Annotated in this window: 15 protein-coding genes and 3 pseudogenes; 4 read left to right on the top strand and 14 right to left on the bottom strand. The window is 55.8% G+C overall.

The window, feature by feature from the left end; translation table 11 throughout:
• Window positions 1-4 precede the first annotated feature (4 nt).
• Window positions 5-649: an alkaline phosphatase family protein gene (locus ACZYHG_RS33440; protein WP_464615271.1), complete on the bottom strand. Its 645-nt coding sequence runs from the start codon at window positions 647-649 to the stop codon at window positions 5-7.
• Between the two features lie 67 nt (window positions 650-716).
• On the opposite strand from ACZYHG_RS33440, the gene ACZYHG_RS33435 reads away from it, so the two are divergent.
• Window positions 717-1,685, top strand: coding sequence for a LysR family transcriptional regulator (locus ACZYHG_RS33435; RefSeq protein ID WP_464615270.1), 969 nt, complete (start codon window positions 717-719; stop codon window positions 1,683-1,685).
• Here the strand turns inward: ACZYHG_RS33435 and ACZYHG_RS33430 are convergent.
• From ACZYHG_RS33430 to ACZYHG_RS33395, 8 genes and pseudogenes are all read right to left on the bottom strand, one after another.
• Window positions 1,653-2,762: an NAD(P)/FAD-dependent oxidoreductase gene (locus tag ACZYHG_RS33430; protein WP_464615269.1), complete on the bottom strand. Its 1,110-nt coding sequence runs from the start codon at window positions 2,760-2,762 to the stop codon at window positions 1,653-1,655. The genes ACZYHG_RS33435 and ACZYHG_RS33430 overlap by 33 nt on opposite strands.
• A 164-nt stretch (window positions 2,763-2,926) precedes the next feature.
• The gene (locus tag ACZYHG_RS33425; protein ID WP_464615268.1) at window positions 2,927-3,730 is read right to left on the bottom strand and encodes an SDR family NAD(P)-dependent oxidoreductase; all 804 of its coding nucleotides are present in this window, start codon (window positions 3,728-3,730) and stop codon (window positions 2,927-2,929) included.
• Window positions 3,727-5,304 (bottom strand): hypothetical protein, encoded by a 1,578-nt coding sequence (locus tag ACZYHG_RS33420; protein ID WP_464615267.1) that lies wholly within the window; start codon window positions 5,302-5,304, stop codon window positions 3,727-3,729. Before ACZYHG_RS33420 ends, ACZYHG_RS33425 begins: the two co-directional genes overlap by 4 nt.
• Window positions 5,304-5,912: a CDP-alcohol phosphatidyltransferase family protein gene (locus tag ACZYHG_RS33415; protein WP_464615266.1), complete on the bottom strand. Its 609-nt coding sequence runs from the start codon at window positions 5,910-5,912 to the stop codon at window positions 5,304-5,306. Before ACZYHG_RS33415 ends, ACZYHG_RS33420 begins: the two co-directional genes overlap by 1 nt.
• Before the next feature lie 24 nt (window positions 5,913-5,936).
• Window positions 5,937-6,071, bottom strand: a complete 135-nt coding sequence (locus ACZYHG_RS33410) for a hypothetical protein (RefSeq protein WP_464615265.1) — start codon at window positions 6,069-6,071, stop codon at window positions 5,937-5,939.
• Window positions 6,072-6,422: 351 nt separating this feature from the next.
• Window positions 6,423-6,677, bottom strand: a complete 255-nt coding sequence (locus ACZYHG_RS33405; protein WP_464615264.1) for a sugar phosphate nucleotidyltransferase — start codon at window positions 6,675-6,677, stop codon at window positions 6,423-6,425.
• 47 nt (window positions 6,678-6,724) lie between these two features.
• Window positions 6,725-7,945 (bottom strand): aminotransferase class I/II-fold pyridoxal phosphate-dependent enzyme, encoded by a 1,221-nt coding sequence (locus ACZYHG_RS33400; protein WP_464615263.1) that lies wholly within the window; start codon window positions 7,943-7,945, stop codon window positions 6,725-6,727.
• A 34-nt stretch (window positions 7,946-7,979) separates the two neighbouring features.
• Window positions 7,980-8,189, bottom strand: a pseudogene (locus ACZYHG_RS33395) (isocitrate lyase/phosphoenolpyruvate mutase family protein); the annotation flags it as partial.
• 533 nt (window positions 8,190-8,722) lie between these two features.
• Between ACZYHG_RS33395 and ACZYHG_RS33390 the strand changes: the two are divergent.
• Window positions 8,723-9,319, top strand: coding sequence for a GntR family transcriptional regulator (locus ACZYHG_RS33390; RefSeq protein ID WP_464615262.1), 597 nt, complete (start codon window positions 8,723-8,725; stop codon window positions 9,317-9,319).
• Window positions 9,320-9,369: 50 nt separating this feature from the next.
• Complete coding sequence (locus ACZYHG_RS33385) at window positions 9,370-9,894, top strand: hypothetical protein (protein WP_464615261.1); 525 nt, start codon at window positions 9,370-9,372, stop codon at window positions 9,892-9,894.
• A gap of 240 nt (window positions 9,895-10,134) precedes the next feature.
• Here the strand turns inward: ACZYHG_RS33385 and ACZYHG_RS33380 are convergent.
• Window positions 10,135-10,272, bottom strand: a pseudogene (locus ACZYHG_RS33380) (transposase domain-containing protein); the annotation flags it as partial.
• Between ACZYHG_RS33380 and ACZYHG_RS33375 the strand changes: the two are divergent.
• Window positions 10,271-10,536 (top strand): annotated as a pseudogene (locus ACZYHG_RS33375) (IS66 family transposase); the annotation flags it as partial. The pseudogenes ACZYHG_RS33380 and ACZYHG_RS33375 sit on opposite strands and share 2 nt — an antisense overlap.
• A gap of 66 nt (window positions 10,537-10,602) precedes the next feature.
• On the opposite strand, the gene ACZYHG_RS33370 reads toward ACZYHG_RS33375, so the two are convergent.
• From ACZYHG_RS33370 to aepX, 4 genes are read right to left on the bottom strand one after another with little or no spacing between them, the layout of a single operon-like run.
• Complete coding sequence (locus ACZYHG_RS33370) at window positions 10,603-11,427, bottom strand: class I SAM-dependent methyltransferase (protein ID WP_464615260.1); 825 nt, start codon at window positions 11,425-11,427, stop codon at window positions 10,603-10,605.
• A gap of 59 nt (window positions 11,428-11,486) precedes the next feature.
• Window positions 11,487-12,386 carry a DMT family transporter gene (locus tag ACZYHG_RS33365; protein ID WP_464615259.1) on the bottom strand — a complete coding sequence of 300 codons (900 nt, stop codon included), beginning with the start codon at window positions 12,384-12,386 and terminating at the stop codon, window positions 11,487-11,489.
• Window positions 12,376-13,461 carry a pyridoxal phosphate-dependent aminotransferase gene (locus tag ACZYHG_RS33360; RefSeq protein ID WP_464615258.1) on the bottom strand — a complete coding sequence of 362 codons (1,086 nt, stop codon included), beginning with the start codon at window positions 13,459-13,461 and terminating at the stop codon, window positions 12,376-12,378. Before ACZYHG_RS33360 ends, ACZYHG_RS33365 begins: the two co-directional genes overlap by 11 nt.
• 16 nt (window positions 13,462-13,477) lie before the next feature.
• Entirely contained in the window at window positions 13,478-14,440 is a 963-nt protein-coding gene (gene aepX / locus ACZYHG_RS33355; RefSeq protein ID WP_464615257.1) for a phosphoenolpyruvate mutase, read from the bottom strand.
• Between the last annotated feature and the right edge of the window lie 351 nt (window positions 14,441-14,791).

The raw sequence follows: 14,791 nt of genomic DNA, 5'->3' as shown, positions 1-14,791 counted from the left end.
AAATCTAGAAATGCTGACGTGATCCAAACCTGCCCCTCGGTGTCGGGCTCACCCTGGGGGGATTCGGCGGGAGGGGTCCAAGCTGAGCTTCGGCCTGCTCCAAGAGATCTTTCGGCGAACACGCCTCCGGGAAGTGGCCGGAGAAGCGCAGATGACCGAGGCCTTCAGCTTGATGGTTGAAGAGCCTTGTCGTTCCGGGCGTGTTGGTGGCGAGGACGGCCAGGCTCTTTCCCGCCTTGTGAAGGATCTCACCCAGTGTCGGCGCCGTCATGAGACCGCCATTGCTCTCGCGGTTCAATCGATCGATCAGGACCGCATCGGCCGTGTCGACATAAAACTGCGGCACGGTTTTTCGATCGACATATTTGTTGCCGACCATGCCGTGCCTGCTGGACGTTGCGCCGGTCACCAGACTGGGGAACGCAACCCGCGTCTCGCTCGGATAGACCGTTCGATGACGAGACAACGTGGTGCCCATCGCCTTAACCCGAGAGATGTTGGGTGTCAGCTCGGGACTGATCAGATCGGGGCGAAGCCCGTCGAAGCTTGCAATAAGGAATTTCATGAGGCCCAATCCTGCAGACGCGACATCGTTTTTCGTTTGTGGAAGCGGGATATCGGTCGTACGTAACAAATCTGTGACAAACATCTAGTAATGCGATTGAGCTACGTCATTATTCGATGGCTGTGTGTTTATTAAATGGAGCGTCCAGACGATGGGATCAGAGGTGGGGGATGTGCCCCTCAACGCAATCAGGGCGTTCGCCATGATCGCGCGCGAGAGGAGTGTGACTAAGGCGGCTGCGGCGCTCGGTACGACACAAAGTTCTGTCAGTCGGTATCTGGCGGTGCTGGAGGACTATCTCGGCGCGGAACTGATCAAGCGTCAGGGCCGATATACCGAGCTCACCGATTTCGGGCGGCTCTTCGCCAATTCCGTTGCCGAACCACTCGACCACATCTCTTTCACGGCAAGACGGATGCGCCGACGCGAGCGCCATGAGGTCAATCGCATTGTGGTCAATTTATCCCTGCCGACATTTGCCTATACGTTCCTGATCCCAAACCTCCAGGAATTCTCTACCGAAATGGGAGGTGCCGTGGTTGACGTGATGAGCTCACTGTCGCTGCCATCCTCGACAGCTGGCTTTGATGTGCTGGTCACGCGTGACCTCGCGCTTGTCGAACCATCAGACCACTGGGAGATATATCATGAGCACCTCGTGTGTGTCGGGGCGCCCGGCCATGTCACGGGAAAGGGAGTGGCAATCGCCAAATCGCTGCCGATCCTCACCATTACCTCTCGGCCCGATATTCTGCCGACCTGGCTAAAGGCACATGGCTTGTCCTCGGACGACATCAAACCGGGGGCACGATACGATCATCATTATTTGGCGCTCCCGGCAGTGACCACTGGCAAATGCCTTCTTGTCGCGCCGGAAATCGTTGTCGGGAACCTGGTGCGTAACGGGTTGCTCAAGGTCGTTCCAAACTCGCGCACGCCAAGCGGGATGCAGTATCGGGCCTATGCCGTCGATCGCAGCGACAATCCAGAGCTCGCGCGTGCGTTCTGTCGCTGGCTCGTACGCCTATGCCGAAAGGAAGCACTAACAACGGTGCCTCTGGGACTGCGAGTGGTCCGTTCACAGATGTCATTTCGACATCTCCACGAGGGAAGTGCGTAGTGGTGAGAACTTAGGTGGATGCGACGCCACGTCAGAGTTCACCAATTGATCAACCAACATGTGTGCCAAATAGGGTGCAAGGGTCACTCCTCCATGCATGACGGCGACACCGAGACGTTTTTCTGGATCTACGAACCCGCAGATCGGCTGATCGTCGGTCGGTATTGGGCGGATGGAGATTTGCGCATCAATGACGTCGGAGAGAGAGGCGTCTGCAAAAACTAGCAGGGTGCGATCCAAAAGCTCGTCGACGCAAGTTCGACGCAAGTCCTCGTCAACAAACAAGCGGTTCTCAGTGATTTTCTCATGCATTCCTACCATAGTGCCTTCATCGTGAGGACGAAGGTGGAACTTGTTGAAGTAGAGAACATGGTTCAACCGACCCAGAGTCGGAGAAAGGATGCATAGCAGTCCGGGATGGAAACGGATAACATCATGCGCTATGCCAGCGCTGCGAACCAGATTGTTGGTTCCGACGCCTGCGCAGACAATCGCTCTCGAAAATACCTGTGCCCCATCGGGCGAGACGACCGATACACCGTTGTCGAGAATAGAAATGGAGGAGACATAGCGCTCATGCCACGTCGAAAGGCCGGTTGAATGTGCTTGGGAAAGAAGTACGTTGCGCATTTTCAGCGCGTCGCTCCAGCCCTCTGAAGGGACATGTATTGCGCGCTTGGGCCTGAACAGCGATGGAAGTGACGGTTCCAATCCGCGCAACTCATTTTCGGTGAGAACTCTGATTTCCACACCGACGTCGCGCGCAATCTCCTCCATTGCTATCATAGCGTCGGCGTCCTGATCATTGACGGCGATGCGCAGTGTCCCATTCTGGTGAAGTAGCCGGTCTGCACCGATGCGCTTTGCCAACTCGCTTTGGTAGGCGATTGCCGCCATCCGTGTCTCGACCATTCCTCGGTCGAGGTGGCCATAGGCATTGAGGCAAGCAAAAGTCCATGCCGTAGCTGACGCTGCGGGAGGGCTGTTGTTGTACAGGGACACTGCTTCCCCGGCTAGTGTTAGGTGGTAAGCAATGGATGCGCCGACAATCCCCGAACCAATTATAGCAATAGTCATTGCCTGTTCTCCGTGTACGTTGTTCAAAAAAACGACATAAATTGTTGCGCTCTATTCAGAGGACGCGCTATCGCGGTAGCAGCACAATTTGTAAAAAGCGGGAAAAAATGGCTGATATATTTGCCGACGCAGAACGCAGATCAAGTGAGCGGAAAGGAATGCAGTTATCGACACGCTGTTAGGCCGCCATCGACAAAGAGGGTCTCACCCGTAATGAACCGCGAAAGATCTGATGCCAGGAACAGCACTGCGCCTGCCACATCATCTGGTATGGCCATGCGCCCAAGGGGGATGTTACGCACGACCTGTCCCAATGCAGCGGGGTCGTCAACGAGCGCTTTCTCGTTCTTCTGTGTGCGTACGGCGCCCGGAGCAACGCCATTTACTGTGATGCCATAAGGCGCCAGCTCAGTTGCCTGCTGCTTCAATAGTACTGCGAGGCCACCTTTCGATGCGCACATCGAACTATATCCTCTATCTCGGAACCCGAGGGATGAACGTACGGAAAGCAGGTGGATTTGATTGCCACCCTTTCCGGCGGCCACCTGGTGGAACGCTACCGCCTGCGATAGGAACATTCCTGCTCGTAAGGTCTTTGAATAGACCTCGTCGAAGGCGTCTTCCGTAACGTCGAGCAGTTTCTGTTCTTTATGGTAGCCCACGCAATTGACGAGAATATCGATTGCGCCATGTCGCGATGCTATGGACGCAACTGCTTCACGAACGGCCGGAACATCGCACGCGTCTATCTCCACTCCGTCCGCGCAATAGCCTTTTTCATTGAGGGAACCGACAAGAACGCGCGCTCGCGAGACATCACGGCCCGCGATGACACATGTCGCTCCAGCTTTAGCCAAAACCTCGGAGATGGTTGTCCCAATCGCGCCGTAGCCGCCGACGACAAGTGCAACCTTTCCCGATAGGCGCGTCGGATTTTCGAATTGGTCGTTACAACTCTCAATTGTCACGTCGTCCTCCTTCGAGACGCCGGCCGCTGGCGATCTGGCCGCACGCGTGTCGCGCGCCATCTTCCCGTCCCAAACTGTGATCTGAAAACTGGCCCAAGATGTTCGGGTGCCGCGGCGCCAACCTCAACGATCCCGACAATCTCGTCAGCATTTACGACCTTTCCGATGAAGCGATAAAACAGCCACATGGGCGTGTTTTCGTGCTCTGCGGCGAGCTCGAAGTTATCGCCGGTGAAGACACCTTCCACCCGCCCTGCCCCTCGGTCCGTGGTGTGACACCCCGAGACCGCTTTGCCGATCTGATTGAGATCAAGGTGATGGACCGCCGAGCCGTGAAGAAACGCGACGTGGACCACCCAAATGCCCGTCAAGTCTGATGACGCCGGCTCACTTGTTTGAGTCCGTAAAGTCTCCGTTGGATTCGACAACGCAGACGCCAACGCGCTCCCCACGATCTCGGCTTCTTCGTCGGAAAGGTTTACTGGGTCCAACGTGATGGAACTCGGCGTCGACCAGAAGTCATGGATCAGAATACGAGGTCTCTGGCGGAGCATCGACTGCCTGAGTTCTTCCGCATTGCACTCGATGATGGATTGATCCCAGCACACCTTCAGCCGGGTGGCCGTCACGGAGCCGGCCCAGGTCAGAACCTGGGTTTCGACGCCTAAAACTGGAAAGAGATGAGCCGCAATGCGTTCCAACCGTGGAAGCCAGGTGCTTCGTTCCTGCATTGCTTCTGGAGAATTGATCCATCTATCGAGGGCCACCACAGCGCCGACTGCCTCCTCCTTGCCCACCTTCATGCCGCGGCCGAAAGCCTGATGAGGTGCGCTGTTCCACCACATCGCCTGACAGAGGCGTTTGGAGCCGAGCACGATTGCTGTCGACTGAGGGCCTCGGATGTATTTTCCGCCTGCATAGACAACCAGATCGGCGCCACGCGCGATCCAGGAATCCGGACTTCCGGGTGAAAGCCCGGCGGCGTTGATCAGGATAGGAACCCCCTTCGCCTTTGAAGCTGCAATAATCATCTCCAGGAGTGTTGGCGAGCGACTGTTCCGGCCGAGCAGGCAGACCATTGCAGCCTGATCCTCCAATGCAGCCGCCAGTTCCTTGGCTGACGACACACTTACAATCTTGGCGCCGGCGATCCGGATCGCCTGCTCATAGGCAAAACGATGGTCAGCTGGAATGACGACCTTGTTCCGAAGCCCCGATGTGTCCGGAAGGCGCAGCATCAGTTCTGGGTTGTTCCCCGCGATACAGGCCGCGGTGGCGAGTGCAAGGCTCGCCGCGGTCCCAGCTGTGACCAGCCCCCATTCGGCGCCGGTCAATTCACCAAGCCTTTTTCCGATAGCCTCGGATAATTCATCAAGGTCGACGAATGCCTCCGCAGCGGCATTCATCGCCGAGATTACCGCTGGAGCTGGATTGCTTGCCCCGTAATTCGTACGCACGCCCGCACAGTTGATGAGTGGCTCTACTCCGAGAGAACGGTAGATGTCCCCTGCCGCGTGGTCGGCGTGGAAGCCGAAGGTCGATGCATTTGCCCGATGGTTAAGGTGCGACCGCATTACGATACTCCCCGCTGAAGCAGGATCGCCGAAGCGCAGATCGCGAAGACCGTGATCGCCAGATACATCGCCCGGTTGGGTGAAGGCACACGAATTGAAGCAACGTGGGCAATGCTAAGAAGAACGAAAACGACATTCATGACAGGAACGAATATCTCCAGGGCCATGAAAGGCTGGACTAGGACCAGCGCCGCCAGCAAGGGAATGTCATAAGACAGCGGTACCCCTGCAAAGCAGCCGTCCTCGGATTTTCCGAAGTTTGCGAAGTAGCTTAACCGGATCGCACCAGCCAGAATAAGTGCAGAGGCGATAAATAGAGAGAGCAGCGAGACCCCGTTCAACTGCAGGATCAGCACGGCAGGAAGGATCGCGCCGTAAATTATATCGCCGAACCCGTCGAGACTCTTGCCCATTTTCGCCACATCCGGATGGCAATTCAATGTGCGTCCGGCCACCACCCCATCCAAATGATCCGCAAGAACGGCCCACAAAGCGACCGCGACCGCTATCTCAATCTGGCCATTGAGCGCGAGGTACAAGGAGACCGATGAGCACAGCAAACCGACTGTGGTTATCGCATTGGCAGGGTCGACGAGGTAGCGAAGCATAATCGGTCTCCAGGCTCGAAACGGCTAGCAAATTTCGCGGGCGGTGATGAACATCGCCTCTGCGTTGCGCAGGTCGGCCTCGGTGTCGATCTCATACCACCTGACTTCATCGCATCTGGCGGCGGCGATCTTGAGGCCCTTGCGCTCGATAAGCTGCACAGCAGCTCTTCGGTATAGGAGGCTACGCCTCCGCAGTCGATGAGACCGTCGAGAGACGGAACGATGGTCTGTCGCAGGTCTTCGCCGGAGAAACGGATGAGATTCATCATCTTGAAGAGCGGTTGCGACGCGTCGTTGAGATCTGCCGCGGTCTGCTTCATCCGGACCTCGGCAATGTAGCCATTGTCATTAAGAACGACCCCCAGAACCTTCCATCGATCGTTCAAATGGAGCATCCGCGGCGACATTCCCCGCACGCACAGCGTCAGGTTGCGAAGGGCGTCCGAGCTCAAAGAACACATCGCCTTCCAGCAGATAGGTATCGCTTGACGACAAGGCGTGGCGAGCCAACTAAAGCGAGTATGCGCTGCCGGTCTTGTCGAAGACCGTAGACCCGACATAGTTGATGTCGATGTTCCCGAACCGACAGCCGCAAGAATACTGGATGGCGTCCCTACGACCGACGACGATGGTAACATCCTCGACGCCAACGGTCTCAAGGTTGTGCAGAGCGTTGTGAAGGATAGGTGTTCCATTTACCTCGACCAAGCGTTTCGGCCAAAGGTCGGTGAGCGGTCGAAGGCGAGAGCCGAAGCCTGCAGCCAATATGAAGCTCTCGTGGAGAATTCGTTGTCATAGCATTTCCCTTCTTCCTATTGACGCTGACGCGTCTCCCCGTAGTCCCAGGCGTTGAGGAATTTGACGAGCCGGCTAAGGCCCATCTCGAGCTTGTCCGGCGGAACGCCATAAGAGAGGCGAAGACCGAACGGGTCGCCGAACGCCGTGCCGGACACCGCCGCGACTCCGGCCTTAGCGATCAGTTCCCGAACCAGCTTGTCCGCGTCGCGGTCGCCAATCACCAGGTTCCAAGGTTCCGGAGCCAGAAGGCTTTTGATGTCGAGATAGAAATAGAATCCACCCATGGCCGTCGGCGCTGGAATCCTCGAAAGATCCGAAAGTGCTCTCAGCCCCACCTGTCGGGAAGAGGTGAGCTGTGACCGAAGCTGGTGTTCATAGCTGCCGTCGGTGTTTTGGAGATGGAAAAGCGCGGCGTGCTGGGCGATCACGTTCGGGTTCGATGTCGTATGCGACTGGAGCGCTTTCACGGCACTGATAACGTATTCCGGACCCGCAAGGTAACCGATCCTCCAACCCGTCAGAGCAAGCGACTTGCTGAAAGCGTTGACGATCAGCGTCCGGGATCGCACTTCCGGAAGCACCGAGACGATCCTATGATGGTGCACGTCGGCATGGACGAAATCTGCGTAGCATTCATCGAAAATGATCCAGAGGTCATGTTCTATCGCAAGCTGCCCGATCCCGCGCAGAATATTGGCGTTGTAAACGGTGCCGGTAGGATTATTTGGCGTGTTGATTACAATCGCACGGCTGTGCGCGGTGAGCGCTGATTCAATGTCCTCGATGCGCAGCGCGTAGCCATTGGACCGAGTATCGACATGAACAGGAGTACCGCCAGCGATCCGCACTTGGGCGGGAAATGTCGTCCAGTAGGGCGCCGGGATGATGACCTCGTCGCCCGGATTGAACAGCACCATGGCGGCGTTGAAGAGAGCCTGTTTGGCACCGGTCGTGACCGCGATCTCGTTGGCAGACCACGCCAGGCCGGTCTCAACTGCAACCTTTTTGGCCAACGCCTCACGTAATTCCACAATGCCAACTGTGTCGGTATACCGGTTTGCGCCCTTGCTGATGGCGTCGATTGCCCCGTCACGGATCGTTGGCGCGAGGTCGGACCAGATTTCGCCGGCAGTTAGATCGACGATTTCAATGCCTGCATCGGCTGCTTCTTTCGCCGCAGCGCGGGCCGCTGCGGTTCCCGACCCTTTGAACAAAGCTGTCCTATGCGCGAGCATTTGCGCCTCCTGGCAATCGTGTTAGAGTCTTCCGTAGGCCTGCCGGCCGAACAGTCAGCCGTGCTTCATCGACCACGTCGGTCCAACTCGCCTCGTTCGCATCGCGATATCCGAGACTTGCCGAAATCGAAAGGCCAGACGCCCAAAGGCCTGCGAACCCCGCCTGACGGGCGATAGCTGCGGCGAGACCATCATGAGCTTCCATCAGAAAGGTCAACTCAGTCGACTGGATCAAGTTTCGCATCGCGTCTGGGGGGGGGTCTTCGAGCGACTCGCTGCTCTTTGGGACATAGGGGGTAGTTGCGCCCCTCATTCCGGAACCTAACTCCCCTACTGCGGCCCCGGACGTTTCCCCCTGTGATAAGCACTTCGCCTGTTGAGGGTTTCAGCATTGTCACATATCCTTCATAAACGGATGCTCTACGGAACGATAGTCCGCTGAAATTTGCTTTTAATCAAGAGGAGTCCAAAATATATTTAGGAAAATATTTGTGCTACACTTGACATAATCCACTAAGGTATTGGTATGAATATGACGATGACCCTGAATATATTCGAGAAGATATTTTGGTTTATTTTTACAAGCCATGGAATCGACGTGATACACTCCGGGACCCGTGGCGTTTCACGCCGTTACGTCGTGGGAGGAGAGACCCTGTATGCTCCAGAAAGTTCCCGATGCGCGTTGTGCAGAGAGTGGACAAGGAAACAAGTCGGGACAGGTCTACGGACGTCTCAAATCACTTATCGTACTTCAAAAGCTTCCCCCGGACACCTTTGGAGCTGAAGAGCATCGCTGAGCGTTTCGGAGTGAGCACTACCCCGGTACGTGAAGCGCTCATCCTGCTCGCAAACGAGGGGATCATCGCCAAGAACGGCACCAGAAGCTACCTGACCCGATCCTTGAACGCGCAGGAGGTGCAAAACGACTACCAATTGGCCTTTGCGATCGCCAAATTCTGCATTGAGTCTACTGTGGAGCGGTTCGTTGCGACAGGGTTAAGATTGGTAGACAAGGAAGCGCTTGGGAAGCGAACGGCAAAAGATAATGTACAAGCGATGGCGTTCACAATTGAAACGCTTTACGAACGCGTTGCGGGCCTGACCGAAAACCAACTCCTTGTGCGTCGAATGATTGAATTCAATGATCGCACCAGATTCATACGGCAACTCGACCTCCAAAACCAAGACCGGCTTGAGGAGACCATTTCGGCGATGGAGACGTTTGTTCAGTTTCTCGCCACAGGCGATGCAAGCGCAGCGATCAGTAACCTCGAACGGCAGTATCAGCGCAAATGGGAGCTCATCCCGTCGTTGGTCAAAGAAGGAAACCTTATCGCGCTCGACGCCGATGATATCTTCGCTAATGAATGACTGGGGCTCTTCAAGGCCACTCTGCTGTCCAACAAGGATCTTACGCTTCTATGACAATTGCGATCGCGCGGAGTAGAAGTATCGGTACTAACGCCATTCGAGACGAGTTCGAATTGGCCCGAGCTATTCTTGAGTTCAGTGTCCGACAGAATATTGCCGGTTTCACACTCTCTGGCCTGAAAATCCCTCGAATCTTGCAGACCTGGTCAAAAGGTGCAACGCTCCCTCCCGTCGAAGAATTTGCTCTCGAAGTCGCCATCTTCCAGGAACATCTCGGGGATCGCATCGCAGCCCTCTCCTGCAATCGAAAAATCCTCGAAGAAATCTGGCGCTTTAATGAGGTCACTCGTGAGTTTCGCGAACTCGAGTTCACCATCCCGGAAGCGGCGTGCGATATCCTCGACCAAATGGCGGAACTCGTAAATGCACTTTTTGCTCAGGACGTTTCGGCAGTCCTCCAGGTCCTCGAGCATTGCGAAAGCCGTCGTTTCGAACTCGCCGACGAGATCGTTCCCAAGCTGTTGGAACTTGAGGTGCCGATCGGCGTGGGGTCTCCGCGCCGATCGGCACGATAAGCCATTGCAATCTCAGTGGCGGGTGGGTCACGCTGTGGCGCCTGTTCACACGCGACGGTCGGATCACGGAAGGAGTCTTGAACGGGCCAGCGGGCGCACCTCACGTGAGGAACTTTTTTTCGTTGGCCTTGACCTGGTCCATCGTATGCGGCGTCTCCGCCCCATTGATTTTTTGGTTGCAACGGTCAGGTCTAGCGCTTGCAGATGGTCCATGAGCACGTCGGGGAGTCCCGGACGAGCTCATTGTGAGGCGCTGATCCGTTGTGCATAGGCCCAGGGCATGAGGGCGTCGATGTCTTTGGAGAGGTGGCCCTTTGCGAGGCTGATGAAGAGATCGTGCAGGTAGGCGTATGGTTCAACGCGGTTCATCTTGCATGAACTCCTGCGCGTTCTCGATCATCCCGAGATCCCACACACTAACGGCTCGGAAAACGACATCCGCGCCTTCGTCACCAAGCGCAAGATCTCCGGCGAAACCGTCAGTGAGGCAGGCAAGAACGCGACGTCCTGCTCGGCCTGATGAAAACCTGCATCAAGCTCAACGTCTCATTCTTCCGCTATCTCGGCGACCGCCTCGGCATACCCGCACAACAGCCGATTCCGCCGCTCCCGGATCTCGTTAGGCAAGCCGCTCAAGCATGAATGCCCGGTAATCCGCCCCGGTTACATTGGCCGAAAGAGTATCGTGACCCGAGGGGCAGATTTTGGTCAACGCCGTGAGGCCACGAGAACCTCACTGATCCACGCCATGGTCACAAATCCATCGCTGTCAGCGTAGCGTTCAAAAAGCCGGATGTGCTCGTGCTGGACGGACTTCAAGCCATGTAACGCGACAATCTTCTTGGTATCGCTGCGGGAAAGGCTGAGCTCAAGAAAGCCGTCGAAAGATAGCTTCTGCTGCCACGGCCACTTCTTGAAACCCACTATGATGAATGCGTCGTGCTGCTGGAGTTCTACCTGAAAATCCACTGGTCGATAGTCTCCGCTGTGGTTCTCAAAAGTGCCTCGCTTGAATCCTGGAAGAGCGCGTTCCTGGTAGATCTCATAGTCCAGCGTGAAACCAGCCTGTGATAGATCCCGGCGTATCATTGCGATGCCGAGGATCCCTCGTGTATGAAGTGACCGCGCGCATTCAAGGTAAAATTTCTCCCGGTCAAACCAAGTCGCCGCCGATGCCGCGGTGATCAGCGATGCGGAACCGTCTTTGATCGGCAGGGCTTCGGCATGGCCAAAGATATACCGGACGCGCAAAGCTGGGGGTGTTACCTCGATCGCTTTATTGCGCATGTCTTCGTTGGGCTCAACACCGACAATGTCGAGCGGTTGATTGGCAATTGCAGCAAGCTGACGGGCGAAAATCCCCGTTCCGCAACCGATGTCGTAAACTACCAATCGTCTTTGGCTATCAACGGGCAACTTCGACAAAACAAGTTCGACCAGTTCTTCCTGATATCGCGGTCTCCGATTTTGGTAGTTTGATGCAAGGCCCGAGTATGCTTTGCTGCTGCTTTCGCATTTTGCTGCATTTGTCATGCTCAGTTCTCCGTCTACTCAAGGCCTTAAAAAACTCAATCGCCTGACTTATCATGACCCTACTCTTGGCTCCTCAGTGAGGAGCTTGAAGAAAAACAAATAATGACGCTAAGGCATAGAACAGATCCTCCGACAACCGCATATATATTTGGAACGGTATGAAAGACAAATACATCTACCAGCATTGCCGGGAGTAGGCGAACAAACTCTAGGCTGGCTACGCCTTGCATTGTTACGCTCTTGTAAATTTGGATACGACATAACTGCGACAAGCTAAAAAATAAGCCACCCGCTACCGACAATGCTATAAAAGGTCCGGAAAGGGAGGGCCAATTGAGAATTGCAAACGGAAAGGAACCACCTGCGCAAGCAAGCGCGACGAACAGAGTGATGTCAAAAGGTGTGCACCATCTGACAAGCCGCAGTGTCAGGAACGGCATTAGGGCCGATGCAAATGAGGAAAGAAGGACGAATGAAACTCCGGCAGCCGCACCACTGTCCGTAGGGCGATAAATGATGACTACGCCGGCACACCCGGCCAAGAGCGCTAATATTTGACGATAAGTAAGTGTCTCTTTTCCCAGCGTCACGGCGAATACTGTAATAAATATCGTCTTCGAGAACGAAAGACTCAGTGCTGTTGAGATCGGGAGATGTTTTAGACTCTGAAACCAGAATAGAGTAGAGGTATAGCCGACAATCAGGAGCCACGCGATCGGTCGCCATAGAGCGGGTAGCGATTCGGACATCTTGCTGCCGCGACGTGTAACTCCTCGATAGACTATAAGTATGAATCCTCCAGTTGCGGACACGAAGAGCAACGCAGTGTACACTGTCTGCTGTAACTGAATTAGTCGAAATACCCCATTTAGTGATACGAAAAATAGCGCTTCCGCGGTTACGATTAACGCGAGCAGAGATCGGCTAATACTAGGTGTCCCAGTAAATTTATCGCGCATCGTTGCCGGGTCCTCTCGGACTGAGAGCATCGGTATCGCCGATCGCCTCGCTATCTTGCCTGTATAACGAGCGTGAAGCAGTTACGCGTGTCACACGGTTCGTGTTGAACGACGCCAGCAATCCTCGGATGACCAAGAATCTCTGTAACGCTCCACACAATGAGAGACGGTAAAAGCGATGTATCGCGTTGGCAGCAGCTTGCAGTTTAACGCAGCTATTCTCAGCCGATAGTTGGTCGGCGATGGCATCGATATATGCGATCGACCTGTTGGGGTTAGAGGTCGTGTGACTCTGCACTTTCTTGGCCGCGGAAACGATCTCCGGCGGCGCCGCAAAATAGCCCAAGCGCCATCCAGTGATCGCCAGCTCCTTGGAGAAGGCATTTACCAGGATTGTCCGCGACCGAACCCCGGGATGGGCCATGACGATGGACTCATGGCGTCCACCCGTAAAGACAAAGCTGGAATAGCATTCTTCGGAAACGATCCAAAGCTGGTAGTTGATTGCGACATCGCCAATGGCCTGAAGCGTTGTTCGATCGTAGACAGCGCCTGTGGGATTGTTCGGCGAGTTGATGATGATGGCTTTCGTGCGCGGTGTGACGGCGGCGCGGATTGCGTCAATGTCGGGAATGTAGGTTGGCGGCCGGACATCAACGAATACGGGCTTTGCGCCGGCAAGAAGAACTTGGGACGGGAATGTCGGCCAGCACGGGCGAAAGATGATGACCTCGTCGCCTGGGTCGAGCACAGCCAGAGCAGCATCGAGCAACCCTTGTTTTGCACCCGCGGTGATGACGATATCGTCGGTATTCCAGCCAATGCCTGTTTCGATCGTCAGTTTTTTCGCGACGGCTTCCCGGAGCGGTGCCAAACCGATTGAGTCCGTATAGCGGTTCGTTCCGGCATTGATTGCGGCGATCGCTCCATTGCGAACTGACGTAGGCGGCTCGATGACCACCTCGCCGGCGGCCAGATCGATGATCTGACGGCCGGCCGCAGCAGCAACCTTGACTGCCTCACGGGCGACGGCAGTGCCCGGACCTGAAAGCAAAGACATCCGTTGCGCAAGCATGTGCGCCTCTCCTGAGCTAATTGTCGAATTTTTGAAATTGGTCCGAGTCGCTTGGAAGTCGATCTGCTGTCCGCTTCGGCAGATACTGTTCTTCCGCCTGAGCCAGTTCGTCGTAGCCGATCAGGCTGAACAGCTCGTCGAGGCTGGCAACATGGTCCTCGATCCCGGCGACGCTTTCTTCCGACCAGATACGGTGGCAGATATCGCGCATGCCGGCAATCGCCGCCCGCATCGAATGGTTGGCCCAGATGACGGTCGAAATGCCGGCTTCCCGATAGACCGAGACTGGTGTCTTGTAATATTTGGTCGGGACGATGACGATCGGCAGCTTGTTGTTCCATTCCTTGGCAAAGGCCAGGATCTCGTCTGCGACGGCCTCGCGGGAGTGGATGAGGATTGCGTCGGCGCCGGCTTCTGCATAAGCCTCGGCCCGGACCAGCGCCTCATCGAGGCCGTGACCGGCGATCAGCGCCTCGATCCGCGCAACGAGGACGAAATTTGGATCCGTCGTGTCTTTTACGGCCTTGAGCCGCCCTGAGAATTCATCGATGTCGGCGAGCGGATGCCGATCGCCGACGAAGGAGTTAATTTTCGGGAACCCCTTGTCTTCAAGGCAGACGCCGCTAGCGCCGCGTTGCTCAAGCTTCCACGCGACCAATCGAGCATTGTTGAAATTTCCGAAGCCGCTGTCACCGTCGACAAGAACAGGGATGGTCGTCGCATCGACCATGCGCTCGACGACGTCGACGACTTGCGTCCAACTCGCTTCGTTGGCGTCCCGATAGCCGAGCGCCGAGGCGATGGAAAGACCAGAGGCCCAGAGCCCTCGAAAGCCAGCGCGCTCGGCGATTGCTGCCGAAAGCCCATCATGCGCTTCCATCAAAAATGTCAGGTCGTTGGAAAGAATGAGCTCGCGAAGGGTCGTCGATGACGCCGTCACCGGCAAGACTTCCGCCCCGAACGAAATCGCCTTGCTCATTGTATGACCTCCTCCATAAACTCAGGTCCAATGAACTCGGTGAAACGGGACGATTACTCATCGTCGCCCTGACCTCGCCGCAAAAAAGTCCTTTGGCCTACATATGCGCAATGGTCGTGAGATCCGCTGGAAGCGGCTCTTGCCGGAGCGCACGTTACAGCTCAAGCAGCAATCGCCATGCCAGCTAAAAAGCCTTTGTTATTGCAATAGGTTGGCTTTGCGCGGCTGGTTCCGTTGTTAGTAACGGTACAATTCTGTCGGGATCGCGACAGTGGACAATCTATACCACGGTGCGAGGGCGACACAGGTCGCCCCCTAATAGTGATGTCCTTGGCCACGCTAGAGCGCGTC

Source organism: Mesorhizobium subarcticum (assembly GCF_055456085.1).
The sequence above is the reverse complement of the archived record's forward strand: the minus strand, read 5'-3'. Positions and strand labels throughout refer to the sequence as shown.